Raw genomic sequence first — 22,896 nt, forward strand, 5'->3', positions numbered from 1 at the left:
TTTATGTGATTTTTCTCATAGTAATATTAGGGAACGCCTATCCTGTCTAGCTTTCACAATATCAAGAACATATTTTTGAAATAAAAAAAGCCTACACAATGCAGGCTTTTTACTATTATTTAGTTTTAATTAACGCTGAAATTTTTGCTCAATTTCTTCGACACTGCTATGCCGTACATCCAGGCCCTTGACCATATAAATGACCTGTTCCGAAATATTACGTGCATGATCTCCAATGCGTTCCAGCGAACGTAGTACCCAAAGTACATTAATCACCCGACTAATATGCCGTGGATCTTCAATCATATAGGTCATTAAAGTACGGGTAGCGGACTGATATTCCCGGTCAATGTCGGCATCGGCCTGCATCACGCGCAGCGCTTGGTCTACATCCAGACGAGCAAAGGCATCCAATGCATCATGAATCATCACTCGAACTTGGTTACCAATATGTCGGGTTTCCATATAACCGCGTGGTGAACCACCCTCTTCACACAAAGTCTGGGCAATACGGGCAATTTTCGATGCTTCATCTCCAATCCGTTCCAGATCGGTATTGGCCTTGGACATGGCAAGCACCATGCGCAGATCAATAGCAGCAGGATGACGGCGAGCCAAAATCAGGGTGAGTGCCTCATCAATTTCACCTTCCAGGCGGTTCACAATATTGTCCTGAAACTGCACATCGACCGCCATGGCAGCATCTGTATCCAGCAGCGCATGAATGGCATTGGCTACCTGCTGTTCTACCATGCCACCCATGGTCATGAACTTGGTATTTACATCCTGCAATTCCTCATTAAATTGCGAAGAAATGTGATGACTGAGCACAGGATTATTGGGACTCAAGGAAATCTACTCCTGAACAGGAAAAGGCAAGAACACATCATGAAATATCATTAAAGCATGACCATCATGAAAGTTTGATGACAACTTGTTAGCCTTCTTTAAGAACGGTCATATTCAATGAGCCAGGCATTCATCTCTGCCAGTTCTTTTTCTGTCAATTGTCCTACCGAAGCCTGTAATTGCAGTACATGCAGCAAATAATCATATTTAGCATTCAGATAGTCGGTCTTGGCAGAGAAGGCATTGCGCTGCGCCAGCAATACATCCACCATGGTTTTTAAACCTTCCTGATATTGAGCTCTGGAAGCTTGAGACACAATATCTGAAGACTGCATCGCTGCTTTACGTGCATTCAGTTTGGCCTCATCCGTTTCCACTTGCAGATAAGACTGTTTGACATCAGTGTTGGCTTTGCGAATCGCGGCATCCAGTTGGGCTTCGCTTCTCTGTACGTTCACGCCCGCCTGACGAATACTTTTTTGGGTTCGACCACCGGTAAACAGATTCCAGTTAACCTCGACACCAATCTGGTCAAACTCCCCATTGGTTGATAACACTGTTTCAGGGGTCTGCTTTAAATAGCCATAGGTTCCGACAGCTTCAACCTGAGGATAGAGAGCCGCCTGCTCCACCCGTTTGGCATCTTCAGAATAGCGTTTCTGCAAACGTGCCTGCAAAATTTCCAGATTCTGGTTTTGTGCCAGTTCGGTCCAGGAACCGATATTACTCGGAACAGGTTTCTGGAACTGGAAATCCTCACGTAGAACCGCCAGATTTTCCTGATAAGGTCCAATCAACTGAGCCAACTGTTCCTGAGCTAGAACCAACTGCACCTGAGTAGAAATCCGGTTGGCCTGAGCACTCTGATATTGGGCATTGGCTTCACTGACATCACTTCTCGCCACGAGCCCTTCTCGAAGTTTGGCATTCATCATCCTTAACTGTTCTGATAAAGCCTGCTCTTCTTGCAGATAAGCCGTAGTTAAAGACTGCTGGCGTAAAACATTAAAATAGGCTTCTGCCACCTGCAAAATATGCTGCTGCTTTTGCAGACGTAGGTTAACTTCGCTGAGTTCTACTGAGGTTTTGACCTGCTTATAACCTTGCCAGGCATCCCAACGAAATAGTGGCTGACGTGCAGTGACTGCAATCTGACGTGTGGTCGTACTCGAACCTTGTAATTCCCCAAACTCGGCAGGCAGGCCTTCTATCGATGAATTATCGGCAGACTGGTTTTTACGGGTCACATTTCCAGATAAAGTCACAGTCGGCAATAAATTTCCGCTGGCAATACCCAGATTGAGCTGATCCGACTGGTATTGCAATAGATTCGCCTGCCAGTTCGGATCATTCTGCTGGGCACGCTGATAAGCTTCAAGCAGATCCAGCGCAAACAGTGTCGGACTGGCACCCAATAAACAGGCACTGACGATGAGTTTTAATTTCATTTTATAGTTTTCACCCCTACAGCCATTTAAATCATCAGATCAAGGCGCTTTAAACCCAGCAATACTAAAGATTTCTTTTGATTTTTTACGTATGACTTTTATGACTTTTATTACTTTTCTCTTATAGATCCACGATTTTATTCAATATTCCTACTATTTTCCCCATCCCGCATCCTAGCTTAACAAAGCCATTCACAATACTACACATAGAACTTGAATTAGATCTATACAATATAGCTCCCGGTAAGGCAGTTATTTCTGATTTCATCTATATAGAGTCCTGAAACATAGTGTTAACGCGAATTCATTCGATATTCAAAGTTTGTTTTGTTTTCAGCAGTTTGCTGTTCGTAGGCGGATGCGAGCAATCCTCAGAACCGCAGGTTGAAATGGAACAGGCCGAGGTTAAAACCGTTCAATCTCCCGCGAACGATTTCACCCTCATGTGTGAAAATATTGAAAAAAACATGTCCCAGATTAATGAACAGCGCACCACTTTTGCACTGGAACAGATTAATCAGGATCTTAAAGTGTGTCTGCCGCTCATGGAACTGGCCGAGCAGAAACACCTGATGCAGCGTTCCACCGAAATGTATCAACGCTTTCTGCATGTGGAACGTACCGAATTCCAGCAACGTGCTTTCGAACAGTATGCTTTAGATATGGCTCAGCATCCTACTATTCAGCAAAGCCACTTTGAACAGTTGACCACACGCGACCAGTATTTATTGAAGCATAAAGGTCAGGCCTATGTAGAACTGCTGGATCAGGGCAATGGCACGCTGCAATATCGTCGTAGCCCAGAATACTTGGCGCGTATCTTTGCACCGTATTTACCGGCTGCCGAAAAGGTATTTATTGAAAATCTGGCTGAGCAGAATATGGAACCGGTTTTGGTCGAAAAACGCTTGCAGCTTGAAGCCGCCAATATTGCCGCTCGCGCTCTGTTCTGGGAAGATTATCTGCAAACCTATCCGAAAAGTAGCTATCAGCGCGATGCCGAATATCTGCTGAAACAATATACTTATTTCCTGTTTAGAGGCAGCGAGCAATCGCCAATCTCTGAGGATTATCGTGACCGTTATTCGGTAGAAACCAGCCATCTGGAAACTATCATCGGTCTGGCGCGTGGTCAGAAATCCAAGTTATCGACACAGGCACAATTATTTTTAGAGTTTCTGGACATGAATCCTGAACAGCGTCAGCGTGCCTTAGCTGCGGATTATCGTAACCGTTCCAGCACTGAACAGATTTTATATTATGCCCAAGTCACCCCACCCTCACAGAACTACGGTAAAGACTGCTTTAAGGATGCCATCTGTCTTTAAAACAATCTTTTCTTAAAAATCGATGAGATAGCCAAAAATCAGCATCCCCTTCCAATTTAAAGCTACTTTTTAAATACCAACTAAGCTAAGATTTAGCCTCGCTTGACGGAGCGCGAGTAATAACTCGCTGAGATCACTTAAATCAGCCTTTTCGGCCATTTGATAGTGAGTACCGTTGAACCTGATCAGGTTAATACCTGCGTAGGAATCAAGCCATCTAAAAACGACTACCCTTGTTTTATCTACTCCCAGATAATTCAGTCCACGTTTTTGGTCGTGCTTGATTCGTTGATGTCATTCATAAGGATCATTGCAATGAGCCAGTTAACGAATCTTTCTTCTGAAACTCCCCTTACTCCACACAAACAGGAAGCGCGTGATCTGACCCGCATTCTGCCGGCTTCGCGTAAAGTCTATCTGCAAGGCTCACGTCCTGATATTCAGGTACCCATGCGGGAAATTTCTCTTAGCGAAACCCCGACTGGCCTAGGTGGTGAATATAATGCACCGCTGATGGTCTATGACACTTCAGGGGTTTATACCGATCCAAACGTTGAAATTGATCTGAATAAAGGCCTGCCAAACCTACGTGAAGGCTGGATTGAACAGCGTAATGACACAGAAATGCTGGATGATTTAAGCTCTGAGTTCGGTCGCCAACGCTTACGTGATATCCGTACTGCCAACATCCGCTTTGCCCATATTCAGAAACCACGCCGGGCTAAACATGGCCAGAATGTGACCCAGATGCATTATGCCAAACAGGGCATTATTACGCCGGAAATGGAATATATCGCGATCCGGGAAAACCTGCGTCAGCTGGAAGGTACCGATATGCGCCAGCATCCGGGACAGAATTTTGGTGCCAAAAATTTACAGGAAATTACGCCTGAATTTGTCCGTCAGGAAGTCGCTGCAGGCCGTGCCATTATTCCTGCCAATATCAATCACCCTGAACTGGAACCAATGATTATTGGTCGCAATTTCCTGGTAAAAATTAATGCCAATATCGGAAACTCTGCGCTGGGTTCAAGTATTGAAGAAGAAGTGTCAAAAATGACTTGGGCGACCCGCTGGGGTGCCGACACCATTATGGATCTTTCGACTGGTCAAAACATCCATGAAACCCGTGAATGGATTATCCGTAACTCACCAGTGCCAATTGGTACAGTCCCAATTTATCAGGCTCTAGAAAAAGTCAACGGTGTAGCTGAAGACCTGACCTGGGAAATCTTTAAAGATACCTTGATTGAACAGGCTGAACAGGGCGTGGATTACTTCACGATTCATGCCGGTGTGTTATTGCGTTATGTACCGCTGACCGCGAATCGTCTGACTGGTATTGTGTCACGTGGTGGTTCGATCATGGCCCAGTGGTGTCTGGCACTTCATCAGGAAAACTTCCTCTATACCCATTTCGATGAAATCTGCGAAATCATGAAAGCCTATGATGTGTCTTTCAGTCTCGGGGATGGCTTACGTCCGGGCTGTATTCAAGATGCCAATGACGAAGCGCAATTTGCCGAGCTACGCACTTTGGGTGAACTAACGCATCGTGCCTGGGAACATGATGTACAGGTGATGATCGAAGGTCCGGGGCATGTGCCAATGCATATGATTAAGGAAAATATGGATCTGCAGCTGGAAGTCTGTAAAGAAGCCCCTTTTTATACACTTGGGCCATTAACCACAGATATCGCACCGGGTTATGACCACATTACTTCGGCGATTGGTGCCGCGATGATTGGCTGGTACGGTACCGCGATGCTTTGCTACGTGACACCGAAAGAACATTTAGGCTTGCCGAACAAGAAAGATGTGAAAGACGGCATCATTACCTACAAGATTGCCGCACATGCTGCCGACTTGGCCAAAGGTCATCCAGGTGCTCAAGCCCGTGACAATGCCCTGTCTAAAGCCCGTTTTGAGTTCCGCTGGGAAGACCAGTTTAACCTGAGCCTGGATCCTGACACAGCACGCAGCATGCATGATGAAACCATGCCAAAAGCGGCGCATAAATCAGCTCACTTCTGCTCGATGTGCGGACCGAAGTTCTGTTCAATGAAAATCACCCAGAATGTGCGGGATTATGCCAGCCAGTTATCTGCTGATGAGACCCCGGCTGTAACGCAGGCAGAGATTGAAGCCGGCCTCAACCAGATGAAAAACGATTTCCACAACTCTGGTCAAAAATTGTACCACAAGGTGTAAAACTGTAAAAAAAACAGTTGTTTTCATAAAAATCTCAGATAGGATGAAAAAAATAAGTTATTTCATCCTTTTCTGAGTTATGAATATTATTAAACAAGCCTCTTATAATAAAAAAGATTTTAGGATAGAGGCCCGTGAGTTTTTATATCGGGGATTTATTCAGGTGGAAAAAGTCACGTTACGTCACCGTGTCTTCCATCAGGAATCTTATACACCTGCATTGCAGCGTGAGCTCATCCATCGTCCTGAAGCCGCTGGGGTACTGCTGTATAACGATCAGCAGCAAAAATTCGGCTTGATTGAACAGTTCCGTATTGGGGGACTGGATGATCAGGATACGCCATGGCAACTAGAAGTCATTGCCGGTGTACTGGATGGCAATGAAACGCCTGAGACATGTATTCGCCGCGAAGCTTTCGAAGAGTCAGGTTGTACCATTGATTCCTTGCAGCATCTTTTCAGTTTCTATCCTTCTGCCGGTGCCTGCTCGGAACTGTTTCATCTTTATGTCGCCCAGACTGAACTGCCTGAAGAAGGCAGTGTTTTTGGCATGCCGGATGAAGGGGAAAATATCCAGCTGCACATTCTGGATTATGCCGATATTCCGACCCTGCTGAGTAATGGTCGCCTTAGAAATGCACCTGTGATTATGGCACTGCAATGGCTACAGCAGCATCAGCAGGCTGTCCCGTCAGGTTTAAGGGAGCAGACATGACATCGGAACAATTCAATCCTGCATCACCACAAGAATGGACCATTATCCAGATTTCTGACACCCACTTGATGAATCAGCCTAATCTGGAATTCGCGAATATGAATCCGGAACAGAGCTTCCATGAAGTCATGCAGCATATTCAGCACAATTTTCCAGAAATGGATGCCTTAGTACATACTGGTGATCTGGCACAGGTTCCGGTCGCAGAAACCTATACGCGTTATTTAAAATATATCCAGTCTTGCCAAGTACCCTATTATCAGATTCCGGGCAATCATGATGATATTAAGGTCTTTCCTTTTTATCAGGATCGAGATCAGGCTCATGCGATTCATTTTGGCAACTGGACCCTGATTTTACTGAATAGTGCAGTCCAGGATCGGATAGATGGTTGGGTAGAACAGGCTCAACTGGCACAGCTGGACCAATTATTGCTTGAATATCGTAATCAGTATGTGATGGTAGCTTGCCATCATCATCCTTTTGCGATGAAGTCGCACTGGATTGATCAGCACCGGCTAAAGAATGCTGAAGACCTGAAAGATATACTGGCCCGGCACCAGAATGTGAAGCTGGTTCTGTTTGGTCATGTACATCAGGATTCCTGCAATGAATGGCACGGTATCCAGTTTTTATCGACGCCATCGACCAGCGTACAGTTCAAACCCAAGAGTGACGAATTCGCGCTAGACCAGGCAGCACCTGGCTATCGTGTATTACATTTGAAACAAAATGGGGAGTTCGATACACATATCGAACGTGTGACCTTAAGCCAGCAAAATATTAATACCGAAATTTCAGGTTATTAACTTTGCATTTTATTTTTTTTGAATTACTTTATTGCAACCAAAGGAAATGTGATATCTATAATCCAGACATCAAAGACTATCAAAAAGCATAAAAAGTCTATATGATGACGACCCCCGTAGGAGGATAATCTTTCTACAGGGTGGATAAAAATTGCATATCACCATATTTTTTGCGTATTACATACGCATATGATGAGGAATGCCCTAAATGGCGAATGACAACCAAAATCAAGTCTTAGACGAACAAACTGATGTTGTAGAGGAAAAACCTACAAAACGTGTGCGCAAATCTAAGCCGAAAACGACTGAGGGTGGTTCTACTGCTAGCTTATTTGGTATTGAACCTTATCAACCTAAAAAAAATGAAGAATACATGTCTGAAGGGCAGCTTGAACACTTCCGCCAAATTTTGATGGCATGGAAAGCTGAACTGATGTCAGAAGTTGATCGTACTTTAAATACGATGCAAGACGAAAACACTGCGCTCCCTGATGTAAACGACCGTGCGACTCAGGAAGAAGAATTTGCCATCGAACTTCGTACTCGTGACCGTGAACGTAAACTGATCCGCAAAATCGAGCAATCTATCGAAGCAATTAAAAATGATGACTACGGTTTCTGTGAAACTTGTGGTATCGAGATTGGTCTGCGCCGTCTGGAAGCACGTCCAACTGCAACTTTATGTATCGACTGCAAGACTTTGGCAGAGATCAAAGAGAAGCAAAATAACGGTTAAGCATGTCTTTAAGTAATCCCTCCCTGACCCTCCCTTTATCAAAGGGAGGGAAAGCTGAAGAGAATTACGTGGGCCGGTTCGCGCCATCGCCAACCGGCCCTTTGCATTTTGGTTCCCTCATTACCGCAGTCGCTAGTTACTGCGATGCCAAAGCCCATCAGGGGCGCTGGCTAGTCCGTATTGAAGATACAGACATCCCGCGAATTTATCCCGGCAGCGAAGAACATATTCTACATGCAATGGATGCTTTTGAATTCGAGCCATATGGCGAAATCATCTACCAGAAAGAGCGTCTGGATATTTACGAAAATGTCATTCAGCAACTGCGCCAGCAGGGTCTGGTTTATGCCTGTCAATGTACCCGCAAAATGCTGGGCTCCAATCATATTTACCAAGACACCTGTCGTGACTTAGGTTTGCCTTTTGAACATCAAGCAATTCGGGTCAAGGTTGAAGATGTTGAAATCTGTTTTGAAGACCGTCTGCAAGGTCAACACTGTTCACAGTTAAAAAAGGACTTGGGTGACTTTGTACTGAAACGCCGTGATGGCATCATCAATTATCAGTTGGCAGTCGTAGTCGATGACTATCTGCAAGGCATGACCCATGTAGTTCGCGGTGCAGATCTTTTAGATAATACCGAACGTCAGATTTATCTGGGTCAATTGTTGGATTATCCGCGTTTAAGCTATATGCATTTACCACTGGCAATGAATGATGAGGGCCAGAAACTGTCCAAACAAAACTTGGCGCAAGCACTGGATCTTAATCAGGCTCCCCTGCTCTTGCAACAAGCACTTCAAGCCCTATGTCAGGTGCCCGTAGAACTGGATCGCCCTGCTCGTATGCTCAAACAAGCCGTCGCACAATGGGACATCTCCCGAATCCCGCATACAACTGAGCTACAAGGTCACTATTTATAAAAACGGGTTTTCACTTAAGCTAAAAGCAATAACAAAGGCGAGTGAGAACCATAACAATGTTTTTTATTTTTGGTGTAGGACCGAAAACTAAGGTCATTGAAAAAAGCCAGTTTCTTTGTCCAGTTTGCCGAACCCGTTCTGGGTATGAACTAAAACAGCAGCGTAATTATTTTTCTTTATTTTTTATTCCACTAGTTCCACTTTCCAAGGCGAAAAGTACTTTTGTGCGTTGCCTGAATTGTGGAACCGTCATGCCGAGCACAGTACTTGACCATGCTCCCTGATCCACAGCGCTCGTCTAATCTAGAAGCTTGATTCTTCCCGACTTGGATTAACTTGTTGAGTCGTCGAATCAATTTTCAGAATCAAACTGATCATCACCGCACAGACAATTAGTGATGAACCGCCATAACTAATAAATGGCAGGGTCAAACCTTTGGTTGGCAATAGGCCCATATTCATACCAGCGTTTACCAGAATCTGTAACAGGAAAATGATACTGATCCCATAAGCCAGATAACCTGCGCGCAAGTATTGATGCTGCAAGGCACGATGCCCAATCCGGATACAGCAGACCATCACAGTAAAGGACAGAATCAGAATAGTAGAAATACCCAAGAAACCAAATTCTTCCCCTAAGATCGCCAACATAAAGTCAGTATGCGCTTCAGGAAGATATGACATTTTCTGGATACTGTGACCTAGCCCTACTCCCGTCCATTCACCACGACCAAACGCCATCAAGGCATTGGAAAGCTGATAACCTGTACCAAGCGGATCTTCCCAAGGATTCGAGAAAGACATTAAACGTTGTAAACGATAAGGTTCCAGAGCAATCGCAGCAGCAAATGCACCCAATAAAGTAATAAAAGCGACACCGAACTGAATCCAGGGAGCACCTGCCAGAAAGAATACACCGAGCATGGTCAGGGTAATTACCACCGTTGCACCCAAGTCAGGCTCAAGAATAATCAGACCAACCGTTGCACCCATGATGGCGCTTAAACGTACCAAGCCCTTGATATTATTACGAACCTCTTCAGCACGGCGCACGACGTAGTCAGCGGTAAAAATCGCCATCATGACCTTGGCGACTTCAGAAGCCTGCAAGGTAAAACCGGCTACCCGGATCCAGCGCTTGGAGCCGTTTACTTCAGTCCCGACAAAGAGTACGGCGACCAGTAAAACAATGGTAATAAGCCATAAAAAGAAGGTGTTATTGAACCAGACTTTTAATGGAACTTTATAGGCTAAAAAGGCTGCACCCGCCGCAACCAGAATCGAGATCGCATGTCGGGTTACATAGTGGAAAGCATTTTCATGCATCCGTTCCGCATAAGGCATCGAAGCCGATGCCACCATGATCGAACCGATGCACAGCAAAGCCAGTACACAAAAAATCAGCACATTACGCGGATTAACTTCAGCGGGCAGCTTAGGTACCCACTGCTGATAAAATTGATTAATTTTATTGATCGCAGTCTGAGCAAACTCAGCCATATCACGAATCCTTGTTATTCTTAATTGAGTTCATTCACATAGGCCACAAACTTGCGACCACGTTCCGGATAACCGGAGAACATGTCAAAACTTGCACATGCAGGAGACAATAACACGACATCATGTGCCTGAGTGCGCTTCTGGCAAATTTCTACTGCTTCCTGCAGGCTTTCCGCATGAATCAATTCAGTCGTACCCGCAATCGCTTCTTCAACAATTGGGCGGTCCACACCAATCAATACGGCTACTTTCGCATACTTAGATAATGAGTCACGTAAAGCAGTAAAGTCTTGGCCTTTACCTTGACCGCCAAGAATAATAGCAACCTTGCCACCTTGAGCTTCGATCGCCATGCCTAGACCATCAAGTGCTGCCAGTGTTGCACCAATGTTGGTTCCTTTGGAGTCATTATAATAACGTACCCCATTGACTTCTTTAACGAATTCACAGCGGTGTTCCAGACCTTTAAAGGTTTTTAAAGTGTCCAGCATAATGTCCATTGGTAGGCCAATCGCTTCACCTAAAGCTAAGCAAGCCAAGGCATTTGCCACATTATGGGTACCTTGAATATACATGTCAGAACTTTTGAGCAGACGTTCACGACCACGTGCCAGCCAGATTGTGCCGTCTGTATCTTTGAGAATACCGTACTGGTTGATGTCCGGTGCATTCAAACCAAAGCTCTGCATCGGTATTGCATCTGGAACCAGTGGACGGGTCAGTGAATCATCACGGTTAAACACCACTTTTTTTACACCTTGGAAAATACGGTGTTTGGCGGTGTGATAACCCATCATGTCGCCATGACGATCCAGATGGTCTTCACTCATATTCAGAACAACAGCCACTTCAGCCTGCAAGTTTGATGTGGTTTCTAACTGGAAGCTCGACAATTCCAAAATATACAGTTCAGGATCATCTTTGGTCAGATCCAGTGCTGGACGACCAAGATTCCCCCCAACTGCCACTTTTTTACCCGCATTCGCTGCCATAAGACCGATTAAAGTCGTTACGGTACTTTTGGCATTTGAACCGGTAATGGCTACAATCGGCTTATCCGTCGCACGACGTAAAATCTGGATTTCACTTACCACAGGAATACCTTGTGCCAGTGCTGCTTGAATCTCAGGCAGTTTTGGATCGAGTCCCGGACTGATGATAATTTCTTCGGCAGAGAGCAACAGATTCTGGTCAAACTTGCCAAAACTGGTCTGTACTTCCGCAGGAATCTGGTCATGTCCCGGTGGGGTAGCTCTTGAGTCCGTTACTGCAACGCGGTAGCCCTGGTCATGTAAGAAGTTGACCGCTGCAACACCTGAAATTCCGAGTCCTGCAACGACTTTTAATCCACCACGTTGTATTAACATTTTCGCCCCATTTTCTGGTCTATTTTAAAACTGACGAAATGGTAGCACTTTGCTGTTTTGAATGCTTTTTCTGTTTTGACTTTCTCTGGCATTTTTTGTGTCAGGGCGTAAAAAAATATCGTTCAATCTTCATCTTTAATCGATTTAATAATTAATAAATTTTTATTGGCGTCATTATGGGAATAAAAGTTAAGACCATGCTATCCATAACTTGAAAGGAAAATCAGATAACGTTTCCATTCATATATAGAAAAATAGTGGATTCTTCTCACCCAGATAAATCAATAAGTTTCTAAAAAATAAAAAAATGAGGGAGCTTATTTCTAAACTCCCCCTACTCATTTGCATGCTCAGTTTTTATTCTCAAACAGAATGAAAATTTACTTCCATTTCACTGCCTGAGCTTTAGGCTTAGCATCCGAACTTTGTTCCGATGCCGGGCAGGCACAGTTACCACCACAGCCACTGGCCATAGCCGGTTTTAACCATTTCGCCAGCGTATGCCAGTCCTTGGCTGCACAGGCACCAGACAACTTCTGGAAGACTGAGCGTGAAGTATTCGGAAATACCTTTTTAAATACCACTAGTGCACTCCAGACAACCAGTACCGCTACAATCAGAATTTCAATCATCTCAATCTCCCATTCACATGATCATTCAGATCTAGCCAAGGTTTCCCTTCAGCCAGTTTAACCCAAATAATGTGATGCAATTTGATAAGTCAGGAATGACATGAAATATGCCAAACCAAACAGGTAGAAGGTCATAAAGCTGACCGTTTTCCATGAACCGGTTTCACGCTTCACAGTGGCTAAGGTCGCCAGACAATGTGGTGCATAAATAAACCAGACCAGTAGAGACAAGCCGGTCGCGATCGACCAGCCCAAATCACCGCCGCCACTAATCAGTGCCGCCAGACCCTCAGACATGGCATCTTCATCAACTGCAGACAAGGCATAAACCGTACCCAATGCTGCCACGACAACTTCACGCGCTGCCATCGCCGGAATCAGTGCAATACAGATCTGCCAGTTAAAGCCTAATGGTGCAAAAATAGGTTGCATCACATGGCCGAGCATCCCGGCAAAGGAATAATCGATATCCGGTAAAGTTGCACCTTCTGGCGGCTGCGGGAACGTACACAGGAACCAAAGCAGGATAGATAACGCAAAGATGATGCCACCGACACGCTTCAAGAAGATTCTGCCGCGATCAAGCAAACCAATCCAGACGTTTTTAACATCCGGGAAACGGTAACTTGGCAGCTCCATCAACAGCATGTGCTGAGACTTGTCTTTATGGAAAAATTTCAGGATAAAGGAAACAATCAGTGCACTTAGAATACCGGCCATATACAGACCAAATAACACTAGACCTTGCAGGTTCATGAAGCCCCACACGGTTTGCTCAGGAATGAAGGCTGCAATCAGCAACGCATATACTGGCAGACGTGCAGAACAGGTCATCAGTGGTGCTACAAAAATTGTGGTCAGACGGTCACGTGGATCACTAATCGTTCTTGAAGCCATAATCCCCGGCACGGCACAGGCAAAGCTGGACAATAGAGGGATGAAAGCACGACCCGAAAGACCTGCCTTAAACATCAATTTATCTAGCAGGAAGGCGGCACGTGGTAAATACCCGGACTCTTCCAAAACCAGAATAAAGAAGAACAGAATCAGAATCTGCGGCAGGAAGACCACGACCCCACCCGCACCGGCAATAATCCCGTCAACCACCAAGCTGTTTAATAAAGGATGAGCGATCAGTCCACCCATGTACTCGCCCAGCCAGCCGAAGAAAGTTTCAATTCCGTCCATAAATGGTGCAGCCCAGGCAAAGACCGCCTGAAACACCACAAACATCATGATGGCTAGGCTAAGCAGGCCCAATACCGGATGCAGGAATATCTTGTCCAGGAAATCAGTACGTTTATCTTCCTGATCGGCATAATTCACCACATCTTTCAGAATACTGGCAATCTGATGATGGTGATCGCCACTCAAACCGCTGAGTTCAGTTTGCGGAGCAGAAAACTTGTTTTTATCCAGTGCATTTTTCAGGTTTTCAACGCCTGAAGTACGCACGGCAACAGTTTCAACCACAGGTACACCCAGACGTTCAGACAGTTTCTGGGTGTTGATCTGCATCCCGCGACGGCGTGCTTCATCCATCATGTTCAGCACCACCAGCATTGGACGACCCAGTTGAATCATTTCCAGTACCAGTCCCAGATGCAGTTTTAGGTTGGTTGCATCTACCACGCACAGGAAAGTATCCTGCTGGCCTTCTTCTGCAATTTTACCCTGAACCACATTACGGGTAATTTCTTCGTCCGGGCTGGTCGCATCCAGACTATAAGTTCCTGGCAGATCCAGTACACGTACCGGTTTGCCTGAAGGCAGTGTAAAATTCCCGACTTTACGCTCAACCGTAACCCCGGCATAGTTGCCGACTTTTTGACGGGAGCCGGTTAAATGGTTGAATAAAGAGGTTTTACCGCAGTTTGGGTTACCGACAAGGGCAATACGTAAGGTATCACTCATGCCGCCGCTCCCTGTTCAATTTCAATCTTGGCCGCTTCCGATTTTCGTAAAGCAAAACGCGTAAACCCCACCTGAATAAGAATCGGATCCCCACCAAAAATACCTTTGGTAATGACTTGTACCTGAGTCCCTGGTACAAAACCTAAAGTTTCCAAGCGACTGGCCACAACATCGTGGGAAGCGCCTTTACCATCAGTAGTTCGATTAACTTTTCGAATGATGGCAGTTTGTTTTGCTTTCAAATCAGACAAACGCACCGTGAAAATTCCTAAGACTTTTGTACAGTATACAAACAAATGAGAATAATTAACAAATAAGTATTAATTACATTTCTTCTTGGCTGTATAGCACATCGACATGTTCGTAAAATTAAACTAGAGTGGAGAATAGCAATCAGGCTTCTCGCTTTTAAAAATTATCTTCATTAAACATCATGCTGAATAAAAAACCTCGCATTCCTAGTCCAGTTCAGATTCCTGAAGCTTTCAGTTACTTACAGGGTTTTCGTGATTATCTGATTGCCCAGACAGTGAGTCCCCATACCCGGAATGCCTATTTGTCTGATCTGATCCAGTGTGCCGAATGTCTGGTTAAACCTTTACCGGAATGGGATCATGATGATATTTCCGATGTGCTGATTGAACTGACCAAACAGCAAAAAAGTCCACGTTCAATTGCACGATGTTTGTCCGCCTTACGTTCTTTTTATAAATTCCTGCGGGAACAAAAACTGCGGAGTGACAATCCGGTCGCTGCCCATAAAACACCAAAACTGGGCCGTGCCCTGCCCAAAGACCTGTCTGAAGCTGATGTCGAAGCATTGATTCATGTACCCGATATCAATACTGCCCTCGGTTTACGTGATCGTGCCATGTTCGAAGTGCTTTATGCCTGTGGTTTACGGGTGACGGAACTGATTAACCTGCGTCTCGATCTGATTAATTTAAAACAAGGCTATTTGCGTATTGTCGGTAAAGGCAATAAAGAACGTCTGGTACCAATGGGACAGATGGCCTGTGAATGGGTAGAAAAATACCTGCAAGAGGCACGTCCGCAACTGTATAAAACAGCGACTGATTATCTGTTCCTCACCCAGCATGGCAGCATCATGAGCCGGCAGAATTTCTGGTATGCCATTAAACGCTATGCACTACAAGCCGGAATTCAGGCTGAACTGTCTCCGCATACTTTGCGTCATGCCTTCGCCACGCATTTACTTAATCATGGCGCTGACTTACGGGTAGTACAAATGTTGCTAGGTCATAGTGATTTATCCACCACACAGATCTATACCCATGTGGCACAAGTCAGAATGCAGCAACTGCACGCAACCCATCATCCACGGGCTTAAGAGCTGATTCAAATAGAATAAACTGAGAAGTTTGACGTAGCTCTATCTTTTTTTGCTATGCTAATGCTCTGTTTTTAGTCCAAGAAAAAAGGGTTATTATGACATTTGCCCGCACCAAAATTTTTATCGCTTGTCTGCTTGCTACCGGTCTGGGACTAAGCGCATGTTCCAATTCCAATAATTCAGATAAAAAGCAAGATACGCTTACAGCAAGTGCACCAGCGACGGGTGAAGCCTCTAACCTTAGCGAACGCAATGCACAGCAACGCCTGATTTCAACGCTCGAAGGTCATTTCAAAAAAGCGGGGATTAACGCAAAAATCACTGGTATTAAATCTACAGAAGTACCAAACATGTCTTGGGTCAGCCTGGAAGGTATGGCACCCGTCTATGTGACAAATGATGGCAAATATCTGATTCAGGGTGATGTCATCCGTCTTGGAGACAAAGAGCTGCATAATGTCAGCGAAACCCTGCAATCTGACGTGAACAAGAAAATCTTTGCAAACCTTAAAGCGGAAGACCTGTTGATCTATCCAGCCAAAGGTAAAACCAAGCATGTGATCTATGTGTTTACCGATGTCAGCTGTCCGTATTGTCACAAATTCCATGAGCAGATGGATGAGATGAACAGCAAAGGTATCGAAGTACGTTATATTGCCTGGCCACGTGGCGAGCAGCATATGCCTGCCATGGAAGCCATCTGGTGTAATTCCGACCGTCGTGCAGCCTTCGACCAAGCCATTGCCGGTGGATCTATCACGCCGACTACTTGTAAAAATCCTGTGAAAGATCAATATCAAATGGGTCTTAATATTGGTGTGAATGGCACCCCGGGTGTATACAGTTCTGAAGGACTTTATCTCGGTGGCTATATGAGCACATCAGAATTATTGGATCGACTTAAATAACTCATTTTAATTAGTTATTTAACTTTATTTTATAGATAAAGATATTCTGAAATGACCCTAGAGTCAGGCCGCTTTTTTAGCTATGATCTAGGCTCTCGTAAAAAACTGTTTATATTTGGAGTGTGACGTGAAACCAGTTCGTCTGGCAATCCTCGGTCTTGGTACTGTGGGTGGTGGTGCCCTTAAACTATTAAAAGAAAATGCTGCTGAGATTAAACGTCGCACCGGTCGTGAAATTCTAATTACCCATGTTGGTACGCGTCGTCTGCGTCCTGATCTGGATCTACCTGAATCAGTTAAACAAAGTGCAGATCTGCTCGACATCGTACGTCAACCTGATGTAGATGTGGTGGTTGAAGTCATGGGCGGTATTCACCCTGCTTATGAAGTGATTAAAGAAGCCATTCTGCATGGCAAACAGGTCGTGACTGCCAACAAGGCCTTATTGGCTGAACATGGGAATGAACTGTTCAAACTTGCCGATGACAACGCTGTGCAAATTGCTTACGAGGCAGCGGTGGCTGGCGGCATTCCAATTATTAAAGTAATGCGTGAAGGTCTGGCAGCCAACAAGATTGACTGGCTGGCTGGCATCATCAACGGTACAGGCAACTTCATTCTGACTGAAATGCGAGATAAAGGCCGTGCCTTTGCTGATGTACTGAAAGAAGCGCAGGAACTGGGTTATGCAGAAGCCGATCCAACCTTCGATGTAGAAGGCATCGATGCAGCACATAAACTGACATTACTGGCCTCTATTGCTTTTGGTATTCCGTTGCAGTTTGATAAAGTCTTTACTGAAGGCATCAGCAAAATTACTGCACAAGACGTGAAATATGCTGAAGACTTGGGCTTCCGTATCAAACACCTCGGTATTGCGCGTCGTGCTGAAACCGGTATCGAACTCCGCGTGCATCCTACCCTGATTCCTGAAGAGCAATTGATCGCTAATGTCAATGGTGTGAAAAATGCAGTTCTAGTTCAAGCCAATGCGGTTGGTCCTACACTGTATTACGGTGCGGGTGCTGGCGCGGGCCCTACAGCTTCTGCAGTAGTTGCAGATGTCGTGGATATCGTACGTGATATTTCTTATACTGAAGACGGTGCTGGTACAATTCCACAACTGGCTTTTGAAAGCTTAAGTGACCTGCCAATCCTGCCACGTGAAGAAATGACGACTGGATACTACATCCGGATCAATGCTGAAGATCAAACCGGAGTACTGGCTGAAGTAACCTCTATTCTAAGCCGCGAAGGCATCAGTATTGATGCAATTCTGCAGCAGTCACGTCTGAAAGATCTTATTCCTATCGTGATCCTGACTGATCCTGTCAAGGAAGCGAAAATGGATGAAGCGTTAAAACAAATTCAAGCTCTTCCTGTCATTCATGGCGAAATTGTACGAATTCGTTTAGAATCGCTTGATAATTAATCGGGTCGAGGGGACACTCTCCCCTTGCCAAGCTCTACACACAATTGGAACATCATCATGTCGAATGCCAATCGTTATACTGGTTTAGTTGACCGCTATCGCGACCGTTTACCAGTGTCTGAAACTACTAAAGCCGTTTCTCTGGGTGAAGGTAACACGCCACTGATTAAGCTTGCGAATATTCCGCGCATTATTGGCAAAAATGTTGAAATTTATGTGAAGTACGAGGGCTTAAACCCGACTGGTTCATTTAAAGACCGTGGTATGACCATGGCGGTAACAAAAGCAGTTGAAGAAGGCTCTAAAGCGATTATCTGTGCTTCTACAGGTAATACTTCAGCAGCTGCAGCAGCTTATGCTGCGCGTGCAGGTATCAAAGCGTTTGTGTTAATCCCTGAAGGCAAAATTGCGATGGGTAAAATGGCACAAGCGATGATGTACGGTGCAATCACCATGCAAATCCGCGGTAACTTCGATGACGGTATGCGTCTGGTAAAAGAAATCGCTGACAAAGCACCTGTCACTATCGTGAACTCAATCAACCCATACCGTCTGCAAGGTCAAAAAACCATTGCTTACGAAATCGTGGATGAATTGGGCCGTGCACCGGATTACCACTGCCTGCCAGTGGGTAATGCAGGTAACATCACTGCACACTGGATGGGTTATACCGAAGCTGTTGCGAATCAGCCTGCTGGCGAGTTTGAACAAGTGGTTTACGATGCTGCCACTGATGCCTTCACTGGTCCTAAACCTGAAGGTCTGCCAACAATGGTAGGTTACCAGGCTTCTGGTGCTGCACCTTTCCTTCGTGGTGCACCTGTTGAAAACCCTGAGACTGTTGCAACTGCAATTCGTATTGGTAATCCACAAAGCTGGAACCATGCGAAAGCCGTTGTTCGTGATTCTAAAGGCTGGTTCGATGAACTGACTGATGCCGAGATTCTGGAAGCTCAACGTCTTCTTTCTATGTATGAAGGCGTATTCGTAGAACCTGCATCTGCAGCGTCTATCGGTGGCGCAATCCGTGATATTAAAGCAGGTAAAATTGCTGAAGGTTCTGTGATCGTGTGTACTGTAACTGGTAACGGTCTGAAAGATCCGGATACTGCGATCAAACAATGTTCTGATGCCGTAATGCTGTCTATCGACGCAACTTTAGAACAGGTTCGTGAATCAATTCTTTCAAATATGTAAGATACAGAATCAAAAAAGCCCTGCAATTGCAGGGCTTTTTATATGCGCTTAAAAAAGATTAAACACGTTGTTTAGGCAAGCTAGACACCCAGGTCATGAGACGAGTCGCATCATTGGTACGTGCAGCAGTTGAATCCGCACCTAATACCACCACCACCACAGGACGGTTATTCAAGGTGGTGTGCATGACGACACAACGTCCTGCCTCATTAATATAACCGGTTTTAGACAGGTTGATGTTCCAACCACCATTTCGCACCAGTGAATTGGTGTTGTTCGATTTCAATACACGATACCCGAGGTTGAAATCATAGCTGGCAGTGGTAGAGAACTGACGGATCAGACCATACTGTGAAGCAGTATTCACCAGAATCCCCAAATCACGTGCAGAAGACACATTGCCAGGATGCAGGCCGGTAGATTCCATATAATGGGTTGAATTCATGCCCAGCTCTTTAGCTTTGGCATTCATCTTCGCAATGAAGGCTGCACGACCGCCTGGATAGGTACGCGCCAATGCAGCTGCAGCTGGGTTCTCAGATTTCATCAAAGCAAATAATAAAGCTTCAGCACGATTCATGCTGTCCCCGGCTCTTAAGGTAGAACTTGAGCTCTTACAGCCTGCACAGGAAAAATCAGCCTGTTGTAAAGTAATTTTTTCAGACATATTCAAACGCGCATCTGAAATCACCACTGCAGTCATCAATTTGGTAATCGACGCAATCGGATAAGCATTATTGGTATTTTTACTGAATAACACTTCACCCGTCTGTGAATCCATCACCAAAGCTGCACGCGCACTCACAGGAGGTTGATTACTAAAATGACTATTATCAATAATCTGCACAGGTTTTGTCGGCACTGGCGCTGGTGCACCGCCCTGACGAATCGTCGTCGTAACAGTTGCAGAACCTGGTGGTGAAGGTTCTGCAGCAGATACGCTCAAATTATCATTCATGAGCTGATTGACTTCATCAGAAGACCAGCTGATGCTGGATCCGCCCTCTGTTGTGCCAGAATTCATAATGATTTCAGCAAAACTTGTCGTGCTCATGCTGATTAACACGGACAGGCCGAGTAGATGCCTTAAAGACTTGTTTATTTTCTTCACTATTCCTTCACTCAACTAACAGAGGTAAGATTGATTTGCGTATTACCTCTAATATGCCTTACATTTAAACACAATGCCGAACATTTTTTGTTCTTGACACTATGTGATAAGTTTCAGATTTAATCTGCGAATAGGATTGCTAATTTTGTAGTTTCATTGCAAGCTTATTTTGCTTTATGTAACAAAAAAATGATTTTTTAATAGAGGGAGAGTCTAGGTGATCACAGTTTTAGTTGTCGACGACCATGAATTAGTTCGTACTGGAATTTGCAGAATGCTGGAAGACCATGCGGATGTTCAGGTGATTGGACAGGCTGAATCTGGTGAAGAAGCAATTACCCTCGTCCGTCAGCATCATCCCAATGTGGTTCTATTAGATGTCAACATGCCAGGTATCGGTGGTGTAGAAACCACACGCCGTTTGCTACAGACTGCTCCTGAAACCAAAGTTCTTGCGGTGAGTGGCCTGGCTGAAGAGCCTTATCCTTCTCTTTTACTTAAGGCAGGTGCCAAAGGCTATATCACCAAGGGTGCACCTGTATCAGAGATGGTTCGTGCCATCAATAAAGTCATGCAGGGCGGTAAATATTTCAGTGCTGATATCGCAGAACAGTTGGCCAGCTCCTACCTGTCTGATACACAGCAGTCTCCTTTCGACGCACTGTCTGAACGTGAAATGCAGGTAGCCATGATGGTGGTGAACTGTATCAGCGCGCAGGAAATTGCCGATAAGCTGTTTGTGAGTGTTAAAACAGTCAATACTTACCGTTACCGGATCTTCGAAAAACTGAATATTGATAGTGATGTTAAACTGACCCATCTTGCAATGCGCTATGGCCTGATTAAACCTTAATTTAACCCTCTGCTTAATGCGGTCTCTATGGCGCAAACATCCAGTTATTCTGAACTAAATCAATATCATCTGGGCCTATGGTATAGCGCCTACCGCCTGATTATCAGCACGGGTCTGTTGCTGATTTTTCTGCTGACTTATCCTGATATGACTGCGGATTATCAGTATCCTAAACTCTATCACTACGCCTTAATGATTGGCGTCGCCGTCAATACTGTGCAGCTGTTTACGCTGAGATGGGTAAAGCGCCTGATTCAGCCACAGTTCATTCTGATTTTTGCCAGCGATGTCTTTTTTCTCAGTTTATTGACCTTGGCCAGTCAGGGTCCAAATGTTCATCTCGGACTGATTTTTGTTATTACCATTTTTTCAGCTTCATTATTACTGGATGCCAAGAAAGCCCTGATCATCACTCTGATTGCGGTGATTAGTATTATCTACCAGCATTTTATCGGCAGTATTTTTGCTTTTTCTTCCCTTACCAATATCGGAAACAGTGCCCTGCTGGCCTTTCTGTTTTTTGTCGTTTATGGCTCGGGGCAAATTGCAGTACGGCGCTTTCAGATTCTGGAAAACCTGAATTTTTCTCAATCGCTGGAACTATATCGCTTACAAAATATTAACCGCTATATTTTGGAACAGATTGAAACCGGCTATCTGGTCTTAGATGAGAATTACCATGTGGTGCTCAGTAATCCGGCTGCCTGTCATCTGCTCGGCATTGAGCCAATCTATGCCCATGAAAGATTTTCGTTATACCAATCTCAAAATGACTTGTTTGAACTGATCCGTTTTGAAAATCTGGAAAATGGCGAGCGGTTTCAATTTGAATCCCAACAGAGTCGTTATAATATTCACGTGCAGGTACAAAAGCTGATTGTGCCGCACCAGACTCTGACTCTCCTCGTGCTGCAAGATGCCCGCAAACTTAATCAGCAGGTGCAACAGTTAAAGCTTGCTGCTTTAGGCCAGCTTTCCGCCAGTATTGCCCATGAAATTCGCAATCCTCTGGCTGCCATTGTACAGGCTAATGATCTTTATCTCGATTCTGAACCTGAACAGCAACAGGTCCTGCATCAGATGATCAGCCGACAGGCTACCCGTATTGACCGGATTATCCAAGACACCCTGAATATGGTGAAGAATAAAGAAACCCATCCGGTCGTGATTCAGCTGAATGAGTTTATACCACTGTTTATTCAGGAAGATTTAGCAGATGTGGCAGATCAGATTCAATTTAATATTGATGTACCACTGGCTATTCAGTTCGATGAAGCCCAGTTACGTCAGATTCTAATTAACCTGATTCGTAATGCTATCCGTCACAATTCTCCAGATTCATCTCATATTCAATTGAATATTCACCCATATGAACATAAGGTATGGATAGATGTTCGGGATTTTGGCTCTGGTATTGCCACCCATGATCAGGAATTATTATTTAAACCTTTTTTCAGCACGTCTATCCATGGAACGGGACTCGGACTATATTTATCACACAGTTTTTGTGAAGCCAATCAGGCACAACTCAACTACATTTCACAAGAACAGGGCGCATGCTTTCGGATTAGCTGTCAACGTGTAACAGCATAAAAGGAATAAGGGGAAA

The 22,896-nt window shown here is 44.9% G+C and carries 20 protein-coding genes, 1 pseudogene and 1 riboswitch; of the genes and pseudogenes, 13 read left to right on the forward strand and 8 right to left on the reverse strand.

Features of this window, described 5'->3' with window-relative positions; all coding sequences use genetic code 11:
- Positions 1–129: 129 nt before the first annotated feature.
- Both phoU and B3Q46_RS00250 read right to left on the reverse strand, forming a co-directional pair.
- Positions 130–849, reverse strand: coding sequence for a phosphate signaling complex protein PhoU (gene phoU / locus B3Q46_RS00245; protein WP_034705351.1), 720 nt, complete (start codon positions 847–849; stop codon positions 130–132).
- 98 nt (positions 850–947) lie between these two features.
- Positions 948–2,297, reverse strand: a complete 1,350-nt coding sequence (locus tag B3Q46_RS00250; RefSeq protein WP_286712731.1) for a TolC family outer membrane protein — start codon at positions 2,295–2,297, stop codon at positions 948–950.
- A 290-nt stretch (positions 2,298–2,587) separates the two neighbouring features.
- Between B3Q46_RS00250 and B3Q46_RS00255 the strand changes: the two genes are divergently transcribed.
- The 7 genes and pseudogenes from B3Q46_RS00255 to B3Q46_RS00285 all read left to right on the forward strand — a co-directional run bounded on the left by B3Q46_RS00255 (position 2,588) and on the right by B3Q46_RS00285 (position 9,334).
- Entirely contained in the window at positions 2,588–3,625 is a 1,038-nt protein-coding gene (locus B3Q46_RS00255) for a hypothetical protein (protein WP_349677413.1), read from the forward strand.
- A gap of 96 nt (positions 3,626–3,721) precedes the next feature.
- Positions 3,722–3,850: riboswitch (TPP riboswitch) on the forward strand.
- 90 nt (positions 3,851–3,940) lie between these two features.
- Entirely contained in the window at positions 3,941–5,836 is a 1,896-nt protein-coding gene (gene thiC / locus B3Q46_RS00260; RefSeq protein ID WP_286712735.1) for a phosphomethylpyrimidine synthase ThiC, read from the forward strand.
- 79 nt (positions 5,837–5,915) lie between these two features.
- Complete coding sequence (locus B3Q46_RS00265) at positions 5,916–6,551, forward strand: NUDIX domain-containing protein (protein ID WP_286712736.1); 636 nt, start codon at positions 5,916–5,918, stop codon at positions 6,549–6,551.
- Positions 6,548–7,360: a metallophosphoesterase gene (locus B3Q46_RS00270; protein WP_286712738.1), complete on the forward strand. Its 813-nt coding sequence runs from the start codon at positions 6,548–6,550 to the stop codon at positions 7,358–7,360. The genes B3Q46_RS00265 and B3Q46_RS00270 overlap by 4 nt, the downstream gene beginning before the upstream one ends.
- 208 nt (positions 7,361–7,568) lie before the next feature.
- Positions 7,569–8,096: an RNA polymerase-binding protein DksA gene (dksA, locus tag B3Q46_RS00275; RefSeq protein WP_004787252.1), complete on the forward strand. Its 528-nt coding sequence runs from the start codon at positions 7,569–7,571 to the stop codon at positions 8,094–8,096.
- A 2-nt stretch (positions 8,097–8,098) separates the two neighbouring features.
- A complete protein-coding gene (gene gluQRS / locus B3Q46_RS00280) occupies positions 8,099–9,019 on the forward strand; it encodes a tRNA glutamyl-Q(34) synthetase GluQRS (protein ID WP_286712740.1) in 921 nt (306 codons plus the stop codon).
- 56 nt (positions 9,020–9,075) lie between these two features.
- Positions 9,076–9,334: pseudogene (locus B3Q46_RS00285) on the forward strand (zinc ribbon domain-containing protein).
- Here the strand turns inward: B3Q46_RS00285 and ftsW are convergent.
- The 5 genes from ftsW to B3Q46_RS00310 form a co-directional block, all read right to left on the reverse strand.
- Positions 9,323–10,519, reverse strand: coding sequence for a putative lipid II flippase FtsW (gene ftsW, locus B3Q46_RS00290; protein ID WP_286712742.1), 1,197 nt, complete (start codon positions 10,517–10,519; stop codon positions 9,323–9,325). The pseudogene B3Q46_RS00285 and the gene ftsW overlap by 12 nt on opposite strands.
- Before the next feature lie 20 nt (positions 10,520–10,539).
- On the reverse strand, positions 10,540–11,886 hold the full coding sequence (gene murD, locus B3Q46_RS00295) for a UDP-N-acetylmuramoyl-L-alanine--D-glutamate ligase (RefSeq protein ID WP_286712744.1): 1,347 nt from the start codon (positions 11,884–11,886) through the stop codon (positions 10,540–10,542).
- A 380-nt stretch (positions 11,887–12,266) separates the two neighbouring features.
- Positions 12,267–12,518, reverse strand: coding sequence for a DUF6587 family protein (locus tag B3Q46_RS00300; RefSeq protein ID WP_286712746.1), 252 nt, complete (start codon positions 12,516–12,518; stop codon positions 12,267–12,269).
- Between the two features lie 57 nt (positions 12,519–12,575).
- The gene (gene feoB, locus B3Q46_RS00305; RefSeq protein WP_125279504.1) at positions 12,576–14,432 is read right to left on the reverse strand and encodes a ferrous iron transporter B; all 1,857 of its coding nucleotides are present in this window, start codon (positions 14,430–14,432) and stop codon (positions 12,576–12,578) included.
- Positions 14,429–14,689: a FeoA family protein gene (locus B3Q46_RS00310; protein ID WP_004787267.1), complete on the reverse strand. Its 261-nt coding sequence runs from the start codon at positions 14,687–14,689 to the stop codon at positions 14,429–14,431. The genes feoB and B3Q46_RS00310 overlap by 4 nt, the downstream gene beginning before the upstream one ends.
- Positions 14,690–14,865: 176 nt before the next feature.
- On the opposite strand from B3Q46_RS00310, the gene xerD reads away from it, so the two are divergent.
- From xerD to thrC, 4 genes are all read left to right on the forward strand, one after another.
- Complete coding sequence (gene xerD / locus B3Q46_RS00315) at positions 14,866–15,783, forward strand: site-specific tyrosine recombinase XerD (protein WP_005233484.1); 918 nt, start codon at positions 14,866–14,868, stop codon at positions 15,781–15,783.
- Positions 15,784–15,881: 98 nt separating this feature from the next.
- A complete protein-coding gene (locus B3Q46_RS00320) occupies positions 15,882–16,694 on the forward strand; it encodes a DsbC family protein (RefSeq protein ID WP_034169775.1) in 813 nt (270 codons plus the stop codon).
- 127 nt (positions 16,695–16,821) lie between these two features.
- Positions 16,822–18,126, forward strand: a complete 1,305-nt coding sequence (locus B3Q46_RS00325; RefSeq protein WP_286712752.1) for a homoserine dehydrogenase — start codon at positions 16,822–16,824, stop codon at positions 18,124–18,126.
- Positions 18,127–18,183: 57 nt separating this feature from the next.
- Positions 18,184–19,323 (forward strand): threonine synthase, encoded by a 1,140-nt coding sequence (thrC, locus tag B3Q46_RS00330; protein ID WP_286712754.1) that lies wholly within the window; start codon positions 18,184–18,186, stop codon positions 19,321–19,323.
- A 58-nt stretch (positions 19,324–19,381) separates the two neighbouring features.
- On the opposite strand, the gene B3Q46_RS00335 is transcribed toward thrC, so the two are convergent.
- The gene (locus tag B3Q46_RS00335) at positions 19,382–20,434 is read right to left on the reverse strand and encodes a serine hydrolase (RefSeq protein ID WP_005233476.1); all 1,053 of its coding nucleotides are present in this window, start codon (positions 20,432–20,434) and stop codon (positions 19,382–19,384) included.
- 217 nt (positions 20,435–20,651) lie between these two features.
- On the opposite strand from B3Q46_RS00335, the gene B3Q46_RS00340 reads away from it, so the two are divergent.
- Both B3Q46_RS00340 and B3Q46_RS00345 read left to right on the forward strand, forming a co-directional pair.
- Positions 20,652–21,287 (forward strand): response regulator transcription factor GacA, encoded by a 636-nt coding sequence (locus B3Q46_RS00340; protein WP_005233474.1) that lies wholly within the window; start codon positions 20,652–20,654, stop codon positions 21,285–21,287.
- Between the two features lie 27 nt (positions 21,288–21,314).
- The gene (locus B3Q46_RS00345) at positions 21,315–22,880 is read left to right on the forward strand and encodes a sensor histidine kinase (RefSeq protein ID WP_286712757.1); all 1,566 of its coding nucleotides are present in this window, start codon (positions 21,315–21,317) and stop codon (positions 22,878–22,880) included.
- The last annotated feature ends 16 nt before the right edge of the window (positions 22,881–22,896 follow it).

This window comes from Acinetobacter sp. UBA2581, from assembly GCF_002339435.1.
GTDB lineage: Bacteria > Pseudomonadota > Gammaproteobacteria > Pseudomonadales > Moraxellaceae > Acinetobacter > Acinetobacter variabilis.

Bases quoted from the DNA above. Each gene is read 5' to 3' on its own strand.
- murD (WP_286712744.1), bottom strand. From the start codon at position 11,886: ATGTTAATACAACGTGGTGGATTAAAAGTCGTTGCAGGACTCGGAATT.
- B3Q46_RS00300 (WP_286712746.1), bottom strand. From the start codon at position 12,518: ATGATTGAAATTCTGATTGTAGCGGTACTGGTTGTCTGGAGTGCACTA.
- B3Q46_RS00250 (WP_286712731.1), bottom strand. From the start codon at position 2,297: ATGAAATTAAAACTCATCGTCAGTGCCTGTTTATTGGGTGCCAGTCCG.
- B3Q46_RS00265 (WP_286712736.1), top strand. From the start codon at position 5,916: ATGAATATTATTAAACAAGCCTCTTATAATAAAAAAGATTTTAGGATA.
- xerD (WP_005233484.1), top strand. From the start codon at position 14,866: ATGCTGAATAAAAAACCTCGCATTCCTAGTCCAGTTCAGATTCCTGAA.
- B3Q46_RS00320 (WP_034169775.1), top strand. From the start codon at position 15,882: ATGACATTTGCCCGCACCAAAATTTTTATCGCTTGTCTGCTTGCTACC.
- thiC (WP_286712735.1), top strand. From the start codon at position 3,941: ATGAGCCAGTTAACGAATCTTTCTTCTGAAACTCCCCTTACTCCACAC.
- B3Q46_RS00345 (WP_286712757.1), top strand. From the start codon at position 21,315: ATGGCGCAAACATCCAGTTATTCTGAACTAAATCAATATCATCTGGGC.
- thrC (WP_286712754.1), top strand. From the start codon at position 18,184: ATGTCGAATGCCAATCGTTATACTGGTTTAGTTGACCGCTATCGCGAC.
- feoB (WP_125279504.1), bottom strand. From the start codon at position 14,432: ATGAGTGATACCTTACGTATTGCCCTTGTCGGTAACCCAAACTGCGGT.
- ftsW (WP_286712742.1), bottom strand. From the start codon at position 10,519: ATGGCTGAGTTTGCTCAGACTGCGATCAATAAAATTAATCAATTTTAT.
- dksA (WP_004787252.1), top strand. From the start codon at position 7,569: ATGGCGAATGACAACCAAAATCAAGTCTTAGACGAACAAACTGATGTT.
- B3Q46_RS00270 (WP_286712738.1), top strand. From the start codon at position 6,548: ATGACATCGGAACAATTCAATCCTGCATCACCACAAGAATGGACCATT.
- gluQRS (WP_286712740.1), top strand. From the start codon at position 8,099: ATGTCTTTAAGTAATCCCTCCCTGACCCTCCCTTTATCAAAGGGAGGG.